Annotated in this window: 14 protein-coding genes and 1 pseudogene; 6 read left to right on the top strand and 9 right to left on the bottom strand. The window is 65.9% G+C overall.

Annotated elements, in window-relative coordinates:
* The first annotated feature begins 86 nt into the window (after window positions 1-86).
* Window positions 87-1,787, top strand: coding sequence for a 2-isopropylmalate synthase (gene leuA / locus CYJ10_RS28860; protein WP_180863101.1), 1,701 nt, complete (start codon window positions 87-89; stop codon window positions 1,785-1,787).
* Window positions 1,788-2,111: 324 nt separating this feature from the next.
* Window positions 2,112-2,768, top strand: coding sequence for an OmpW/AlkL family protein (locus CYJ10_RS28855; protein WP_374703319.1), 657 nt, complete (start codon window positions 2,112-2,114; stop codon window positions 2,766-2,768).
* 170 nt (window positions 2,769-2,938) lie between these two features.
* Here the strand turns inward: CYJ10_RS28855 and CYJ10_RS28850 are convergent, their stop codons facing one another.
* Window positions 2,939-4,429, bottom strand: coding sequence for an AMP nucleosidase (locus CYJ10_RS28850; RefSeq protein WP_101684856.1), 1,491 nt, complete (start codon window positions 4,427-4,429; stop codon window positions 2,939-2,941).
* A 248-nt stretch (window positions 4,430-4,677) separates the two neighbouring features.
* Between CYJ10_RS28850 and CYJ10_RS28845 the strand changes: the two genes are divergently transcribed.
* Entirely contained in the window at window positions 4,678-5,067 is a 390-nt protein-coding gene (locus CYJ10_RS28845) for a GNAT family N-acetyltransferase (protein ID WP_101684913.1), read from the top strand.
* Between the two features lie 34 nt (window positions 5,068-5,101).
* Here CYJ10_RS28845 and CYJ10_RS28840 read toward each other — a convergent pair whose 3' ends face one another.
* Window positions 5,102-5,821 carry an NADPH-dependent F420 reductase gene (locus CYJ10_RS28840; protein WP_101684855.1) on the bottom strand — a complete coding sequence of 240 codons (720 nt, stop codon included), beginning with the start codon at window positions 5,819-5,821 and terminating at the stop codon, window positions 5,102-5,104.
* A 271-nt stretch (window positions 5,822-6,092) separates the two neighbouring features.
* Between CYJ10_RS28840 and CYJ10_RS28835 the strand changes: the two genes are divergently transcribed.
* Entirely contained in the window at window positions 6,093-8,144 is a 2,052-nt protein-coding gene (locus CYJ10_RS28835; RefSeq protein ID WP_257993582.1) for a ParB/Srx family N-terminal domain-containing protein, read from the top strand.
* A 412-nt stretch (window positions 8,145-8,556) separates the two neighbouring features.
* Window positions 8,557-8,729: pseudogene (locus CYJ10_RS28830) on the top strand (helix-turn-helix domain-containing protein); the annotation flags it as partial.
* Between the two features lie 183 nt (window positions 8,730-8,912).
* Here the strand turns inward: CYJ10_RS28830 and CYJ10_RS28825 are convergent.
* Genes CYJ10_RS28825 through CYJ10_RS28815 form a run of 3 tightly spaced genes read right to left on the bottom strand, consistent with a single transcriptional unit; the run spans window position 8,913 to window position 11,665 of the window.
* A complete protein-coding gene (locus CYJ10_RS28825) occupies window positions 8,913-9,893 on the bottom strand; it encodes a Bug family tripartite tricarboxylate transporter substrate binding protein (protein ID WP_101684854.1) in 981 nt (326 codons plus the stop codon).
* A 44-nt stretch (window positions 9,894-9,937) separates the two neighbouring features.
* Window positions 9,938-10,288 (bottom strand): AtuA-related protein, encoded by a 351-nt coding sequence (locus CYJ10_RS28820; RefSeq protein ID WP_101684853.1) that lies wholly within the window; start codon window positions 10,286-10,288, stop codon window positions 9,938-9,940.
* A gap of 12 nt (window positions 10,289-10,300) precedes the next feature.
* The gene (locus CYJ10_RS28815; RefSeq protein WP_101684852.1) at window positions 10,301-11,665 is read right to left on the bottom strand and encodes an acyclic terpene utilization AtuA family protein; all 1,365 of its coding nucleotides are present in this window, start codon (window positions 11,663-11,665) and stop codon (window positions 10,301-10,303) included.
* Window positions 11,666-11,829: 164 nt separating this feature from the next.
* On the opposite strand from CYJ10_RS28815, the gene CYJ10_RS28810 reads away from it, so the two are divergent.
* Window positions 11,830-12,732, top strand: a complete 903-nt coding sequence (locus CYJ10_RS28810) for a LysR family transcriptional regulator (protein WP_101684911.1) — start codon at window positions 11,830-11,832, stop codon at window positions 12,730-12,732.
* A 40-nt stretch (window positions 12,733-12,772) separates the two neighbouring features.
* Here the strand turns inward: CYJ10_RS28810 and CYJ10_RS28805 are convergent, their stop codons facing one another.
* The 4 genes from CYJ10_RS28805 to CYJ10_RS28790 all read right to left on the bottom strand — a co-directional run bounded on the left by CYJ10_RS28805 (window position 12,773) and on the right by CYJ10_RS28790 (window position 17,190).
* A complete protein-coding gene (locus tag CYJ10_RS28805) occupies window positions 12,773-13,552 on the bottom strand; it encodes an SDR family oxidoreductase (RefSeq protein ID WP_101684851.1) in 780 nt (259 codons plus the stop codon).
* A gap of 61 nt (window positions 13,553-13,613) precedes the next feature.
* Window positions 13,614-14,756, bottom strand: a complete 1,143-nt coding sequence (locus CYJ10_RS28800) for an ABC transporter substrate-binding protein (protein WP_101684850.1) — start codon at window positions 14,754-14,756, stop codon at window positions 13,614-13,616.
* 319 nt (window positions 14,757-15,075) lie between these two features.
* Window positions 15,076-15,588, bottom strand: a complete 513-nt coding sequence (locus tag CYJ10_RS28795; RefSeq protein ID WP_101684849.1) for a DUF1269 domain-containing protein — start codon at window positions 15,586-15,588, stop codon at window positions 15,076-15,078.
* 165 nt (window positions 15,589-15,753) lie between these two features.
* Window positions 15,754-17,190 (bottom strand): acetate kinase, encoded by a 1,437-nt coding sequence (locus CYJ10_RS28790; protein ID WP_101684848.1) that lies wholly within the window; start codon window positions 17,188-17,190, stop codon window positions 15,754-15,756.
* Between the last annotated feature and the right edge of the window lie 22 nt (window positions 17,191-17,212).

The following is a 17,212-nucleotide window of genomic DNA, read 5'->3' as shown; positions in this document are numbered from 1 at the left end:
TTTCCGTTTTTCCCGTTCACGCGAAGCCCTCGTATGCCGAGCCGCTTCCTGATGCTTCCTTAGCGAGGAAGGAGATACCCATGCCCATGTTGCGCAACCCCGCCGCCAAGTACCGTCCCGCCACCGTTGTCGATTTGCCCGACCGCGCCTGGCCATCGCGCCAGATCACCCGCGCCCCGCGCTGGATGAGCACTGACCTGCGCGACGGCAACCAGGCGCTGATCGAGCCGATGAACAGCGCCCGCAAGCTGCGCCTCTTCGAGCAGCTGGTGAAAGTTGGACTCAAGGAAATTGAGGTCGCCTTCCCATCGGCATCGCAGACCGATTTCGATTTCGTGCGCATGCTGATCGAGGAAGACCGCATTCCGGACGACGTCACCATCGTGGTGCTGACCCAGGCGCGCGAAGACCTGATTCGCCGCACGGTGGAATCGGTGCGGGGTGCCAAACGTGCCACCGTACACCTGTACAACCCGATTGCCCCGGCCTGGCGCCGCATCGTGTTCAACGCGTCGCGCGAAGAGATCAAGGAGGTGGCCGTGTCCGGTACGCGCCTGATCCGCGAACTCACCGACGCCATGCCGGGTACGGCCTGGTCCTACGAATATTCGCCCGAGACCTTCAGCCTCGCCGAGCTCGATTTCTCGCTGGAAGTGTCTGACGCCGTATCCGCCGTCTGGCAGCCGGACGCCACGCGCCCGATGATCCTGAATCTGCCGACCACGGTGGAATGCAGCACGCCCAACATCTTTGCCGATCAGATCGAATGGATGCACCGGCATCTGGCGCGTCGCGAACATATCGTGCTGTCCGTCCATCCGCATAACGACCGCGGCACGGCGGTGGCGGCCGCGGAACTGTCCGTGATGGCCGGTGCCGACCGCGTGGAAGGCTGCCTGTTCGGCAACGGCGAGCGCACCGGCAACGTCGACCTGGTCACGCTGGCGCTGAACCTCTACACCCAGGGCGTGGACCCCGAACTCGATTTTTCCGATATCGACGAAGTACGTCAGTGCGTGGAGCACTGCAACCAGCTGCCGGTGCATCCGCGCCATCCGTACGTAGGCGATCTTGTATTCACGGCCTTTTCGGGCTCGCACCAGGACGCCATCCGCAAGGGCTTTGCACAGCAGAAGCCCGACGCGGTCTGGCAAGTGCCCTACCTGCCGATCGACCCCGCCGACCTGGGCCGCAGCTACGACGCGGTGATCCGCGTGAACAGCCAGTCGGGCAAGGGCGGCATGGCGTACCTGCTGGAGCAGGCCCATGGCATCTACATGCCGCGCCGCCTGCAGATCGAATTCAGCCGTGCGGTGCAGGTGATGACCGACGAGACCGGGCTCGAAGCCAGCGCCGAGGACCTCTACGCGCTGTTCCGCCGCGAGTACCTCGACGTTGACGCGCCGCTGCGCTATGTGTCGCACCGCATGGTGTCGACCCGCGACAACGCCGTGGAAATCGAAATGGAAGTGACGCGCGACGGCCAGCCCGTTCGGGTGCGCGGTGCGGGCAACGGGCCCATCGACGCGGCGGTCGACGCCTTCTCACGCGGCCTGGGCATTGCCGTGCGGGTGATGGATTACCACGAGCACGCCATGACCACCGGTGCCGACGCCAATGCGGCCTGCTATGTGGAAGTGCGCGTTGATGATTCGCCTACGGGCTTTGGCGCCGGCGTGGACGCCAGCATCGTCACGGCGTCGCTGAAGGCCATGGTGTCGGGTGTCAACCGACATCTGCAGGCACGGGACCCCCAGCAGGACCAGGACCGGGCCAAGGCTGCTTGACCGGAAAAACGGTGTGCCCTGCCCCCACAGGGCACACCTGAAAAGACGTCCTGGTGGACGCCCACGACATGCGCGGTGCACAACCACGAGCCCACAGCGTAAGGGCGGCAAAGCGCGTCCGCCACGAATAAATCCGCATGTCCATAGAAGTATCCGCCGCGTGCCGCAAGCCCTCGCAGGGCTGCGCCGCCGGCGTTGTCGCACATTGACGACGCAGTTCCACGCAATTTGTGTCGGCTGCGCTTCACTTGTCCTGCATCAAGGTTTGGGTGCCTCGCACAAGACACACTGGTCGCACTTTTCGATGTTTTGTGCCTGACCAACATGACCACTGCAACTTCTCCCCGTCGCAAGACCCTCGTTTCCTCCATCTGCATGGCGCTCGTCGCCGCCGCCATGGGTGCCGTTTCGGCGCCTGCCGCCGCCGCTGACGAGGCGCAGGGCAACTGGATGGTCCGCCTGCGCGGCACCTATCTCGACATGGCCAACAAGTCCGACCCCGTGGGCGGCGTTGGCGCATCGGATCGCATCCATGTCAACAACAAGTGGATCCCAGAAGTTGACATCACCTATTTCATCGTGCCGCATATCGCGGCCGAACTGGTGCTGACCATCCCGCAGAAGCAGGACGTGAGCCTTGATGGCACGAAGATCGGCACGTTCAAGCACCTGCCGCCGAGCCTGCTGCTGCAGTACCACTTCCTGCCGAACGGCACCTTCCGTCCGTATGTGGGCGCCGGCGTGAACGCCACGCGCGTCTACGGTGCCGACCTGGCCGGTGGCACGCTGGGTCTGGACAAGTGGAGCGTGGGCCCGGCGCTGCAGATCGGCATGGACTACAAGCTCACCAAGAACTGGTTCCTGAACGTCGACGCCAAGAAGGTCTGGATTTCCAGCAACGTCTACGCCAATGGAGTCAAGGTGTCGACGGTCAGCCTCGATCCGTGGCTGTTCAGCGCCGGCGTGGGCTATCGCTTCTGATTGGCCTTCAGACCTAGGATTTCTCCGAGACTTTCTATTTTGTCTCCTCGAGGGAAGGCCGCCTAACCGACGTCCTTCCCGCCTCACTGCGCGCGGCAACCCCGCGCACTTTTTTATTTCTGTTTTCCCTGAGGGCGTGAGGCGGGGCCGCGGGCATCAGGCCCCAGGCGTTAGCGGAACGCCGGTTCGTCGAAGCTGCGCAACTTGCGCGAGTGCAACTCGTCGACGCCGTTCTCGCGCAGGATGCGGATGGCTTCCAGGCCGATCGTCATGTGCTGGCTGACGCGCTGGCGGTAGAACGCATTGGCCATGCCGCGCAGTTTCAGCTCGCCATGCAGGGGCTTGTCGGATACGCACAGCAACGTGCCATACGGCACGCGCAGGCGAAACCCATTGGCCGCGACGGCCGCGCTTTCCATGTCGATGGCGATGGCTCGCGACTGGTTGAACCGGGCGTACAGCGCCTTCGACTTCAGTTCCCAGTTGCGGTCGTCGGTCGACACGACCGTGCCGGTGCGCATGCGCGTCTTCATCTCGGTGCCGGACAAACCCGTCACGCGGGCCACCGCCTCCTGCAGCGCCACCTGGATTTCGGCGATTGGTGGCACCGGCACCCACGGCGGCAGGTCGTGGTCCAGCACATGATCGTCGCGCACGTAGGCGTGCGCCAGCACGTAATCGCCCAACTGCTGCGAGCGACGCAGTCCGCCGCAGTGGCCCACCATCAGCCAGCAGTGCGGACGCAACACGGCCAGGTGGTCGGTCATGGTCTTGGCGTTCGATGGCCCCACGCCGATGTTCACCAGCGTCACGCCGAGCCCGTCCTCGCGCACCAGGTGATAGGCAGGCATCTGCGGTAGCGCCTTCGGGCGCGTCGCGTCGTCGGGCTCCGCACCGCCTACGTCCTGCACCACATCGCCTGGCTCGACAAATCGCACGTAGCCGTCGCCACCGTCGCCAGACATCAGGTTTCGCCCCAACGTCACGAACTCGTCGACATATCGCTGATAGTTCGTAAACAGCACAAAACGCTGGAAGTGATGGGGCGCCGTGCCCGTGTAGTGGTAGAGGCGCTGCAGCGCCAGGTCCACGCGTTCGGCCGGGAACAGCGACAACGGCCAGGCTTCGCCCGGCGTGGGCTCATAGGTGCCGTTGGCAATCGAATCGTCGATGCGGCTCAGCTCGGGCAGCACAAACGAGGCTTCCAGTTCGCGGGCCTGCGTGAAGCTGATGTCGGTGGTCGATGCCTCGATCACGAACGGCAGCGGAATCGGCCGGCGCGACAGGCCCACCACCACCGGCACGCGGTGATAGCGCATCAGCCGTTCAATCTGGTCGCGATAGTAGTCGCACAGCAGATCCGGCCGCGTGACCGTGGTGCCGTAAACGCCGGGGTAGGCCACCGTGCCCCATGACGGGCGGCTATCGGTGACCATCGTTTCCAGGTTGACGGAGATGCCGAGATACGGGTAGCACGCGTGGGCCGCCGACGGCAGCGGCTTGCCCTTGGCAAACGCGTCGAAGCGCGCACGCACGGCCGCCACGGAGCTGTCGTAGATCTCGCGGATACGCGCCATCGCGCTATCGGCATCGCTGAACTCGGCCAGCTGATCGGCCGGGTGGGCGGAGGAGAAGATCGGGGCGTTCATGACAGCCATCATACCGCCAGCTTTCGGCGCGCAACAGGCCGTTGCGCGCCCGGTGCCGGGATTGCACAAGCGTGTGGACGGTCGCATTTTCCGGACAAAGTTGTTTGACGTCGCCGCATCGGCTTCGCTACACTCTGTCGCCGAAATGCGCGACAAATTGCGCGACACATCGCGCGAAAACGCGGCGCAGCGGCTCTGCGCCCCCCACTTATGGAGGGTCTGCATGCTTGCGCTCCGGAATGACGCAGGAGGAATTGTCGATGGAAATCCGTAATCCGTTGCCCGCGGAGGTAGAGGCAGCCCGGCTGCTGCTGGCTGCCAACGGCTGGGAACAACGGGTCGGCAATCCCGAGCGCTTCGCGCAACTGATCGCCAACTCGCAACGCGTGGCGGTGGCCGTGGAAAACGGCGAGGTCATCGGCTTCGCGCGCGCCCTCTGCGACGACATCTCCAACGGCTACATCTCCATGGTCGCCGTCGCACCGCAACATCGCCGCCGCGGCATTGGCCGCGCATTGCTGCGCCATGTCATGGGCAACGACCCGGACATCACCTGGGTTCTGCGAGCCGCGCGCTCTTCCGAAGCGGCATTCTTCGGCCAATTGGGCTTCACGCCATCCATGGTGGCGATGGAGTGGCGCCGGCGCTAAGGCGCAGCGGCTTCCACCCTGCCGCCCCGGCCAGCTACTGGTCCATCGCACGGCGAAATTCTTCGGCAGTCCCCATCTGGCGGAACAGCTTGCCACCGGGCGCAAACCGGTCGGCACTCGATAGCCCGCCAACCACCACCGGATCGAACCCCGCATCGCGCACCAGCCCGGCCGCCACGGACAGCGCCTCGGCATCGTTACCGGCCATCGGCACGGCCATCAGCGGCGGCTTGCGGTGACTTTCGCGCGTGAACTCCGACGCGCCCGTGAAATTGAACACCCGCACGATCCGCGCACCGGCCAGGTATTTGGCCGTGGTGGCACCAATGCCGTTGGCCTTGACCTCGTCCACGATGGCGCCATCGCGCGCCGCCACGGCGTTGGTGGCGTCCAGCACGATCTTGCCCTGCCAGCGGTTCTGCTGGCCGATATCCGGCACCGCACCATAGGGCACGGCAAGCAGTATCACGTCGGCAAACGCCACGGCCTGGGCGACCGTGCCTGCCTGAGCCAGCGGCCCGAGCGAATCGGTCAGCGTTTTCAGTTCGTCGGGATGGCGCGACGCGAACATGACCGGATGCCCCGCCTTCACCAGCAGGCTGCCCACCGCGCCGCCCAGCCGGCCCGAGCCGACCACGCCAATCTTCGATTTCGCCTTGCCTTGCGCGGACTGCGCCACGGCGTGCCCGGCCGGCACCGCCAGCAGCATGGACCACCCGCCCGCAATCAAGAGCCTGCGCCGTCCGTGCGACATTCCCCGAAATCCGTGTGCCATCGCCTTCCCTCCGCGTTGCCCCGCTCCGATCACTCTAGGCGAATCCCGATGAAAAATCCGGGGATGCCGATACGTCAGGCTGTCACAGGTACGTCATCCCTTGTTCATAGACTGTCGCGCGGCCACGTGCCGCACACGCCGCACTGGTCGCACCGGCCACATCGACCACCCGCGGCGCACGCAACGATCGACACAACAACGACAACGGGGAAGAAACATGGAAAGCAGGACGAGGAAACCTGGACAGTGGATGCAACGCGGCGCCGGCACGGCAGCCATGCTGCTGCTGGCCACGGCGGCGATGACCGCTTGTGGCGGCGGCGATGACGGCAACACCGCCAGCGGCGGCACCAACACCGACGCGACGCCAGCCGAGGTCAAGCCGCTGGCAGGCGGATCGCTTTATGTGGGTTCGGTGAGCTTTGGCGACACGGTATCGGTCCAGCTCGACCAGCCTGCCGCCGGCCAGATCACCCTGCGCTTCCTCGATTCCCGCTTCGGCCTGGCCGGGGCACTGGTGGGCCAGTACACGCAGAACGGCGACACCTACCGCGTATCGAAACTGACGGCCTCGGGCGCCGACGTGCCGGCTGCGCTGGCCGCCGCCGCGTCATCGATCACGTTCAGCTTCACGCTGGACGATGGCCTGCTTTCGGGCGCACTGGGCCAGGTGCCCAACGTCAAGACCGGCAACGGCCTGCTGCAGGGCTATATCTCTGCCGCAAACAAGGGCGCCCAACTGAAGGACATCGCCGGCACCTACAGCTATCTGCGCCAGGCAGGTGACACGGCCGCGGCCGGCCAACTGGCGATCCAGGCCGACGGTTCGGTACGCGTGTGCGCAAGCCAGGGCTACAGCGCCAACTGCACGGGCGGCCAGACCGGCACGCTCAGCGCCGACGCCGACCAGGCTCGCTATCCGGGCGCCTTCGCGCTGACCATCGCCGGCAGCAAGGTGGGCCGCGTCTTCGTCGGCAAGCAGCAAGGCAGCACGGCCCTGTTCGTCGACGAAACGGGCGCCAGCGCCTCTGCCGCCACCGGCAACTGGGTGGTGCGCGCCGCGACGTCGCTGGCCGCCAACGCGGTGGACGGCGACTGGATCTGCGCCGAGCCCGAACTCGACGATGCCAACGCCACCACCGGCCGCACGCGCCGCAACATCATTTCGGTGGGCGGCAACGTGCTGGCAGCCGACAACATCCCGTCGGACGTGCCGCTGATCTACAACGGCTTTGCCAGCGGCGCCGCCTTCGGCCTGATCTCGGGCACATGGCAGGAGCCGGTGGCCAGCCAGATGCAAACCGCATCGCTGGCCTGGCTGCCCGTCAGCACCAAGCTGGCCTACCAGCTGCGCCAGGTGCCGGGCACCCAGCGCGTGCTGCCGGCCGTTTGCACGCCGCTGCCGGCGCCGACGCCGATTTCGACGTACCTGCAAGCCACGGCCCAGCAGAACATCCTGGTCACCATGGCGGACCTGCGCCCGACGCAGCCAGCCATCGGCCGCGACCAGATCTACTACAAGCTGGGCCGCTACGCCGTGGATTCGGTCAAGAACTTCGACGACGCCTGCGAGAACAACGGCCAGAACAAGACCGCCAAGGACGGCATCAAAACGGATTCGCGCATCGACAACCTGAACTCGTTCACTTGCACGAAGACGGTTGGCGAGAAGCCCGAAGACATGAAGACGCTGGTGGTGGGCCCGTACGGCGAGCCGTACCTGACCGATGGCCACCATGCGTTCACCACAGTCTGGGAAGCGCCGACCGGCGGCCCGCAGGCCAAGATGTGGATTCGCGTGCAGGACAACCTGTCGAATCTGAATCGCGCCCAGTTCTTCCGCACGATGCGCGCACGCAAGCTGGTCTGGCTCAAGGACGGCGACAACCGCCCGGCCTACCCGGCCGACCTGCCGCGCCAGTTGGGCCTCGCAAACGGCCTGGGCAACGACCCGTACCGTTCGCTGGTCTACTTCACGCGCGACATCGGCTACAGCCAGCCCACCGGCGCCACGGAATTTACCGAGTTCTACTGGGGCGACTGGCTGCGCAAGGTCGTGGACCTGAAGCAGGTGAACCTGAACGACACCACGGCCTACCTGGCCGCCGTGCGCAAGGCCGCCGAAGCGATGGTCGCCCTGTCGCCCGACACCATCGTCAGCGCCGACAAGACCGCCGCCACGCTGGGCCGCCTGAGCACATTCAACGAAACCGAGTTCACGGCACTGTCGCAACCGGTAAGTTCGTCCAAGCCCGGCAAGCTGCCGTATGCGGTGGACTATCGGTCGAAGCTGACGCCGTAACGATGGATTAGCTGGCCAGCCAGCTAGTTTTGAATCGGCCTCCGGTGTGTCGGAGGTGAGCACCCCAGATCCTGGAGACAGCGCTGGGGTGTTTTGCTTTTGGCATTGCCGGGAGGTAAGGGGCAGTCGATCAAACTGCCGATTTAACCGATCCAGCGATATTTCACCTACCAACAGAAAAAGGAATCCTTGTCATCTCATTTCGGGCGAATGTGACGCTACCGCCCGATAAAAACACTCATTTTTCGGGATGATCATTGGAATCGGAATCATCACTTCTTTCCTCATATGTAACCTTGGCGCGCCGCCACGCTGCGGTATCGAAGGGTCGCAAATGCATCGCATATGCTTTGGCGGAATAGCTGGGCGGTCTCTAGAATGAAGTGCAACACCCTGATGTTAGGGTGTTGGGATGGGACGAAGCTACAGTCAACTGATATCGAAGAGCGTCACTGTATTCATCGCCTGCTAAACGAGGGGTGCAGCCTGCGTCAGATCGCGAGAATGGTGGGGCGAAGTCCGTCGACTATTTCACGCGAGGTTGCCCGGGCCGGAGGTCATCGGTCATACGATGCTGCGAGCGCGTAGGGTATGGCGACAGGCGTACCCGTTTCTGCGGACGCGGAAACGCGCTATCCGGGGGCGGAACTGGACAAGAAAAGGCGTGATGACCGGCCTGGCTGGGCTGTCCGGCGGGGCCGTCCCGGCGCCCCCTTCAGCCGCAGGGGCGGGCAGCAAGGGAGCGCGGGAGGAGGAGGCTTTGCGGGCTTATTCGGGCTGGATGTTGGCGGCCTTGATGATGCGGCCCCACTTGTCCGATTCCTGGGTCTGGAACTTCGCCAGTTCGGCCGGCGTGCTGGTGAACACGTCGGTGCCGGTCGACTTGTAGAAGTTCGACGCGGTGTCGCTCTTCGCGGCCTTGACCAGCATCTGGTTCAGCTTCGTCACCACCGCCGGCGGCGTGCCGGCCGGGGCGTAGGCAGCGAACCAGTAGCTCATCTCGTAGCCCTTCACGCCGGCTTCGTCGATGGTCGGCACATCCGGCGCCAGCGGCGAGCGCGCCTTGCCCGACACGCCCAGCGCGCGCAGCTTGCCCGTCTTCACCTGCGGCAGGCCGGTCGCGGTGTCCGTGATCATCATCTGGATCTGGTTTCCCAGCAGGTCGGTAATGGCCAGCGGATTGCTCTTGTACGGCACGTGCAGCAGTTGCACGTGCGCCATCTGCTGGAACAACTCGCCGGCGATGCGCGACGACGAACTGCCGCTGCCGAAGCTGAGTTTGCCTGGCTCCTTCTTGGCCAGCGCGATGAACTCGCCCACGGTCTTGGCCGGCACCTGCGGGTTGACCACCATGATCTGGCCGCCGCGTCCCAGCGCCGACAGCGGCGCGTAGTCCTTCACCGGGTCATAGGGCAGCTTCTTGAACAGGTGTTCGTTGGCGGCGTGCGTGGTGTTGGTGGTGATCAACACCGTGTAGCCGTCCGGCGTGGCCTTGGCCACGTCGGTGGCGGCGATAAAGCCGTTCGCACCCGGCTTGTTGTCCACCACGACGGTGACCTTGCTGTCCACCGTCATGGCCTGCCCGATGGCCCGCGCAAGCTGGTCCGTAGCGCTGCCGGCCGCGAACGGCACGACGAAGCGGATCGGCTTGTCCGGGAACTCCGCCCATGCGCTGCCAGCGGGCAAGGCCAGGCACGCGAACGTGGCGATAGCAGCGGCAACGGCCAGCGGCCTGCGAATTCCGTACATCTGTGTCTCCTCGAATCGTTTTGACATATGGGACGGCTCGGCAATCATGCGGCGCCGCCGGCGAGCCGCGGCGGCAAGGGGATCGGCAAACCCAGCAGCAGGAAGGCCAGCGCCTTGCCGTGGGTATCGAGATTCAGTGCATCGTTGACGCCGCCATCGAGCACGCCATCAATCACGAAGTTCATGGCCTGGATCGACGGCACGACGTAGCGCTTCACAGCCCGGGGCTGGCGCGCGGCAAACAGCACGCGCACGGCGTCTTCGGTGACATGGGCCACCAGGTGGTCGAAATCGCGCGCGTCGTAGGCAATGACGCTGATGTTGGAGCGGTCGCCCTTGTCGCCGGTGCGACCGTGGGCGAACTGGTAGAGCGGCGCATGCTGGGTTGCGGTCATGGCGGGCTCCGGTCAGGCAGTGACGAACGAATGGGACGCAGCCACCGCCTGGCGCGGCACCAGGCACGACGTGGCGTTCAGGCGCGTGCGCAGCGCGGTGCGCACGCCACCGCCGCCCGCCGGGCCGCAGGTGTAGAGCGCGTTGACTTCGCGCAGCAGTGCCTGCGCCACGGCCTTGTCCTCATGCGCCAGCGCGGCGCGCATGCGCACGTCGCGCGCTTCGGCCTCGCCAGCCTGCGGCGCGGCCAGCATGGTGCCGGCATCGTCGCCAAACACGCTCAGCACGCCGATCAGGTCGAAGCGGATCGGCACATCGAACCCCAACCCCTGCATGCGCTTGTGCACGATGTCGGCGGCCAGGCGGGCCCGGGCGGCGGCATTGGGGCCCGCGTAGGAAATCTCGCCCTCGGCAAACCAACCGCCCAAGTGAAACAGGTTGGCCTTCAGCTCCGCCGGCCGCGCATGGCCGCGGATATGGCGCACGGCCACACGATCGAGCGCGATCTGCTCGACCGTCACCTGGCCGATATCCGCCACCACGTCAGGCGTCAGGTAGGCGCACGGATCGTGTACTTCGTACAGCAGTTGTTCCTTGACCGTCCGCAGGTCCACGCAGCCGCCCGTGTTGGCCGCCTTGAAGACCTCGATGCCACCCTCGGCGTCGAGCCGGACGATCGGGAAGCCCACGTCGTGGACGTCGGGCACATCCTTCATGCCAGGGTCGGCAAAGTAGCCGCCGCTAACCTGTGCGCCGCACTCCAGCAGATGGCCGGCCATGGTGGCGGCGGCCAGGCGGGTCCAGTCGTCCCAGGCCCAGCCGAAATGGGCCATCGCCGGACCCACGGCCAGCGCGGGGTCGGCCACGCGGCCGCATACCACCACCTGCGCGCCGTCACGCAGCGCGTCGGCAATGCCCTGGGCGCCGATATAGGCGTTGGCGCAGACAAAGCGCGCCTCAGGAAACGCGTCGCCGACGATGCCGCGCAGCATGGCGCGGCCGGCGTCATGCGACAGGTCGTCGCCCTCCACCACGGCCACACGCGGCGCGGCCAGGCCCAGTTCGGCCGCCAGCGCCAGGATGCGCCGCGCGGCGGCTCGTGGATTGGCGGCGCCGAAATTGCCGATGATCGGAATGCGGTTGGCCAGGCAAAGGCCCAGCACGGGCGTCAACAACTGGTCCAGCAGCGGCTCGTAGCCGTGCTCGGGGTTGTCGCGGCGCGCCAGTTGCGCTAGCGCCAGCGTGCGCTCGGCCAGCGTTTCAAAAATCAGCGCCGCCGGGCCGCCGGCGGCAATCAGCGTACGCACCACCGGCAGGGCGGCGTCGGTACGGTCGCCGGAGAATCCGGCCCCGGACCCGATCAGCAGGGGAGCAGTCATGGGCGTTGGCAACGTCTGGAAAATGGGGCAATCGGCAATGCTTACCGGCCATGCACCGACCAGTAGGCAGCGGTCTCATTCTAGGGCCGGGTTCTGCTACGCGAAAACGGATTATTTGGATTAATCTATCGACTTCCTGGATGAATCCGCCGCACTATCCCACCATGCTGTCGAATCTCTCCGTGAAGCACCTCCGCGCCTTCGTGGCGCTGGCCACGCATCGCAATTTCACCCGGGCGGCGCAGGCCTGCCATCTGTCGCAATCGGCATTCAGCACTCTGATCCAGACGCTGGAAGACCAGGCCGGCAGCCGCTTGTTCGAGCGCACCACGCGACATGTGGACCTGAGCGCCGACGGCAAGCGCTTCGAGGAGGTGGCCCGCCGGCTGCTGGTCGATTTCGAGAGCGCCTTCGAGGACCTGCGCGATCACGCGGAACGCCGCAAGGGGCGCGTGGCTATTGCCGCGCTGCCGTCGCTGGCGGGCGGCGACCTGCCACCGCTGCTGGCGGACTTTCATCGGCGCTATCCGGGCATCTCGCTGGAGCTGTACGACCAGCTGGCCGATGGCTGCATCGACATGGTGCGGCGCGGACAGGCCGACTTCGCGCTGGCACCGGCACCGGCGCAGGACGCCGACCTGCGCGTGGAATCGCTCGTTCATGACACCTTCCATCTGGTATGCCCCGCCGATCATCCGCTGGCCGCCAAGCGGCGTATCGCCCCGCAGGCGCTGGCCGGGCTGCCGTTCATCCAGCTGTCGCGGACCAGCAGCGTGCGCCAGCACCTGGACGCCGCCATGCATCCGCTGAAGCTGCACGGGGTGATGGAAGTGGAGCACCTGGCCACGGTGGCCGCGCTGGTGGAAGCGGGCCTGGGCGTCTCGGTGGTGCCGGCGCTGGCGCTGTTCCAGTTCCGGCGCGACGGCCTGGCCATACGGCCCATGCAGATGCCCGCGCTGGTGCGCGAGATCTGCCTGGTGCGGCTCAGGGAGCGAAGCGATTCGGCCGCCGCCGCAGCCATGATCGACTGCCTGCACGCGCACTATGGCGCGGGCAAGCGGCTGTGAGTCGTTGAAGAGACGGGCGGATCGCCCGGTCAGCGGTCAGTCAGAAGTGACCGAGGTAGCCGCCGTCGACGGCCAGCACCTGGCCGGTGACGTAGGACGCCGCAGGCGAGGCCAGGAAGACCACGGCACCCGCTACCTCCGCAGGCTGGCCCCAGCGGCCCAGCGACGTGCGATTGCGCAGCCAATCGGCCACGGTTTCATCGTCCACCATGGCCTGGTTCGGTTCGGTGGCAAAGTAGCCCGGCGCCACAGCATTGACGGTGATGCCGTGCCGGCCCAGGTCTGCGGACATGGCACGCGTCAGCGCGTCGAGCCCGCCCTTGGTGGCGGGATACAGCACGTCGTTGGCACGCGCCACCTGCCCGGCAATTGACGACACATTGACGATGCGGCCGTACTGCCCCTGCTGCATCAGCCGCGCGGCATGCCGGCACAGCGCGTAGGGCGCCACCAGGTTGGTGTCGAGCATCGCCCGCAGGTCATCGGCATCCAGATGGGCCATGCTGTTGCGATTGCGCGTGCCGGCATTGTTGACCAGGATGTCGAGCCGGCCATGGCGCGCCTTGATGTCATCGAACGCCTGCGCGACGGCCGCGTCGTCGGTGATGTCCAGCGCGAGCCCCTCGGCCGTGGCGCCCTGCGCCTGCAGTTGCGATACGGCATCGGCGACGCGCTGCGCGTTGCGCGCGCAGACCAGCACATGCGCGCCGGCATCGGCCAGTGCGCTGGCCATCGCCAGGCCAAGGCCCTGCGCGCCGCCCGTGACGAGGGCCACGCGTCCGGCCAGCGAGAAAGGATGAGCTGCGGTAGAGGTTGCCATGGCGGCAACTATACCGCAGCCATCGGGCCGCGCTGGCGGCCAGGGCCTTCACCGCATGGCTTCAGCGGATCAGCTTGCCGGTCGACGAGACGATCGACATTTCCACGAACGACGACCCCGTGTGACGTGCTGGGCTGTAGCTGATCAGAATGCCGCCCAGATCGTAGTCGCGCAGGCCTTCCAGCGCGACTACCAGCTTCTCGCGCGTGGGCTCGGGGCCCGCGCGGCGCAGTCCTTCCACCAGCACCTTGGCCGACATGAAGCCCTCCATGCCCGCGTTGCTGGGCTCCAGCTTCTGGGCCTTGGCCAGGCTGCGGTATTCGCTGGCAATGCTCATCTGGCTCGAATTCATGCCCGGCACCACCTGGGTGATGATCAAGCCTTTGCCATCGTCGCCAAGCTCCTTGATGAACGAATCCGCCGCGTTGTTGGACAGCGTGACGAACTGCGCCTGGCTACCAGCCTTCTTCATTTCGCGGATGATCCGGGCGGCTTCGGAGCCGGAGCCAATCACCATCACGGCCTGCGGGTTGGCCTTGTTGACGCTGGCCACGCCCTGGCTGATATCGCCCATGGGCCGGTTGAACGACGCCGCGCCCGAAGGCTGCACGCCACGCGCCTGCAGCGCCGTGTTGAAGCCTTCAAAGACGTCCTGCCCAAAGCCGTCGTTGGCGTAGAAAATGGCGATGCGGCTCATGCCGGACGTTGCCAGGTGGTTGATGGCGCGGGCCACTTCGTCCTGGTACTTGGCGCGCACGTTGAACACATAGCGGTTCACCGGGCGATGCAGCGTGATGGCGCCCGTCAGCGGCGCGATCAGCGGCACCTTCTCGGCCCCGATGATCGGCAGGATGCTTTCGTTCTGCGGCGTGCCGCGCACCATGAACAGCGCGAACACCTTGTCTTCGCCGATCAGCTTGCGCACGTTGTCGGGCGTGCGCTTGGCGTCGAATCCATCGTCGTAGGTCAGCAGCTCGATGCGCCGGCCTGCCACGCCGCCATTGGCATTGACGTGGTTCAGGTACACCTGGGCACCCGCGATCTGTTCCTTGACGGACCCTGCCACGGGCCCGCTGACACCGGCCGACTGGCCGATACGGATGGCTGACTTGGTGATACCGGGTTCCGCGTATGCCGCCATGGACGTGACAAACCCGAGCGTGACGGCAAGCATGCCGCACGCGATGTATCGTGCGTTCCTCATTGTTGACCCCTCCTGAAGCGCTGGCTTGAATAGTTTTGTGCCGCTGCCCGCCGCGCGGCTGCACGCATCGACACGATGCGCGCCCCACGGCGGCATTGCGGAAAGTACCTCAACGGGGGTAATTGTTCAAACGCTGGAACAATCGAGGACGGGGAACTGTTGCTGCGGCATCACACCATGGCCTGAGTGGTCCGGTGGCGGTCCGGTGTGGCCGCAGCGTGGCGCATGGGGGAACACGCGCCGGGGCGCGCCACTTGGGGCGCGCGAAACAAACCAGTTTGGCAGCCCGGGACAGGCGCCCGGAGTTGCCGCGTACGGATCAGGGGAAGGCCGGCACTGCCGGGTCGAGCCCCGCGAAACGGGCTTCCGGGTGGGCCTTCTGCAGCAGCGACTCGACTTCTTCCACGCGGCCACGGGGCACGTCCACCATCAGCAGCAACCGCCCGGCCTCGATGTCCTTCTCGAAGCCGCGCAGCCGACTGTTGGGCGCCGAACTGCCGATCATGCTGGAGGCCCAGGCACCGAACACCGCGCCCAGCACGGCCAGCACGCCCACCAGGCCCCATTGCGGCGTATCGCTGACGATCGGGAACATCGCCACCACCACGCCAGCCACGATGCCGACACCACCGCCCACCATCAGGCCCATTTCGGCCGCGTGCACGATGTCCGAGGTCTGGAACAGGTTCGCTTCGTGCAGGCCCGTCATGTCCGCGCCATCACGGCCGACGAAGTGAATGTGACTGTTTTCGATTCGGGCCAGCAGCAGGTCGTCCATGGTACGGCGGGCGCTTGCTAGGTCGGGCAACAACCAGAAGATCCGTTTGCGCATGACTTGCCTCCTCTGTCAGGCCGCCCCGGTATTTGGGTCATCCGTCTGGGACGGTTTCGTTCGTTCTACTCTCTCCGCAAGGACTGCGCAAGGTATCGAACGGCTGACTTCCGGACGAGGTGCGCCGCAAGAATTCCGGGCGTCACCTCGCGCTGCATCATGCGGTCAGAATGTGATCGGCAGGCGCACGGTCACAGTGAGGTCGGGGGTATCGCGCGTGAGGCCGGCGCCCACCGACAGGTTCAGCGTGTAGCGGTTGTTGAAGCGGTACGAGTAGCCCACCAGCAGCGTGCCCTGCGTAATGCGCACCGACCCCGGTACGGTCTGTCCGTTCTGCTTGGTCGGCCAGATGATGCTCTGATCGTAGCCGATCGAGAACGATGCATGCTCGTTCAGCGACAGGCCCATGCCGAAGTTGAACTGGAAGATGTCCCCCGGCGAGATCTTGCCAAGGAATTCCTTCTCGCCGTTCAGCACCGTGCGGCTGATGTTGTCGCGGGCGAAGTTGTGCAGGTAGCTGAAGGTGCCGAAGAACACCGCCGGATCGGTCGGCAGCAGCCACGTCACGCCCGGCTGGAGTGCCTGGAAGCCCGTGCCGGTCGGCATGCCCAGCGGCAGCCCGGTACCCGTGGTGTTACTCACGCAGCGGGTCACGCAGTCGGTCACCACCTCGAACGGATCGCGGCCCGTGTTCGACTTGTAGCGCAGCCAGCCGATGAAGAACGGCATCTTCTCGTTGCCGTAGTTGAGCTGGTAGCGCAGCGTCGCTTCCACGTCGCCCAGCCCGCTGCCGCTGGAATTGAACACGTTGTCCACGGCGGTGCCGGTGAACACCTCGCGGCTGACGGTGTCGCTGCTCGAATGCACGTACGGCACCTTCGCTTCGATTTCGAGCCGCTTGGTGATGCCGTAGCGGAAGGCCATTGCGCCGATGTACGTGGACGTCTTGACCTGGCGCACATCGACCAGGCCGATCAGGATTGCGGGGATCACGGTATAGCCAACCAGCGCCACGCGGTCGCTGGACGAATAGCCGTACTGGAAGCTCGGTTCCACGATGATCTTGCCGGCCGGCGTCAGCACGCCGGGCTGGTCGAAGATCGGCGCGATCTCCGGCGGGCGCGTGTCGCGTTCAGGCGGCTTGCCCACGGGTTCCTCGATCCCGGCCGCCGATTCGCCGGGCTGGGCGGCCTGGCCCTGCGGCGGCGCGTCGGGCGGTGCTGCCTCCGGGGCCTGCTGGGCCTGCACGCCCTGCTGGGCGGTGTTGTTGATTTGCGTGGCGCTGGCTGCCGCGCCCGCGGCGGCGGCGTTGGTCGCCATGTTGCCGCCCGTCACGCCGGCGCCCTGCCCACCGCGCTTGCGCTGCAGCGTTTCGCTATCGACGGTGCTGCGCAGTTCGCGGATCGTGGCCTGCTGCTCGGCCAGCGCCCGCTTCATTTCCTCCAGCTGTCTGGCCTGGTCCGCCAGCTCTTTTTGCATGGTTTCGAGCCTGGCGGCGGCCGGTGGCCCCGCGTCGGGCGGTGTCTGGGCCTGGGCCATGCCTCCAAGCAGCAGCATCGAGCATCCGGCATAGCCGATGCCCTGCAGTGAACGCTTCTTCATGACGTCTTCCTCCCCCGGGACG

Origin of the sequence: Cupriavidus pauculus, assembly GCF_002858765.1 — a bacterium.
In the GTDB taxonomy this organism is placed as follows: Bacteria; Pseudomonadota; Gammaproteobacteria; order Burkholderiales; family Burkholderiaceae; genus Cupriavidus; species Cupriavidus pauculus_B.
This window is presented reverse-complemented; position numbering and strand designations above follow the sequence as displayed.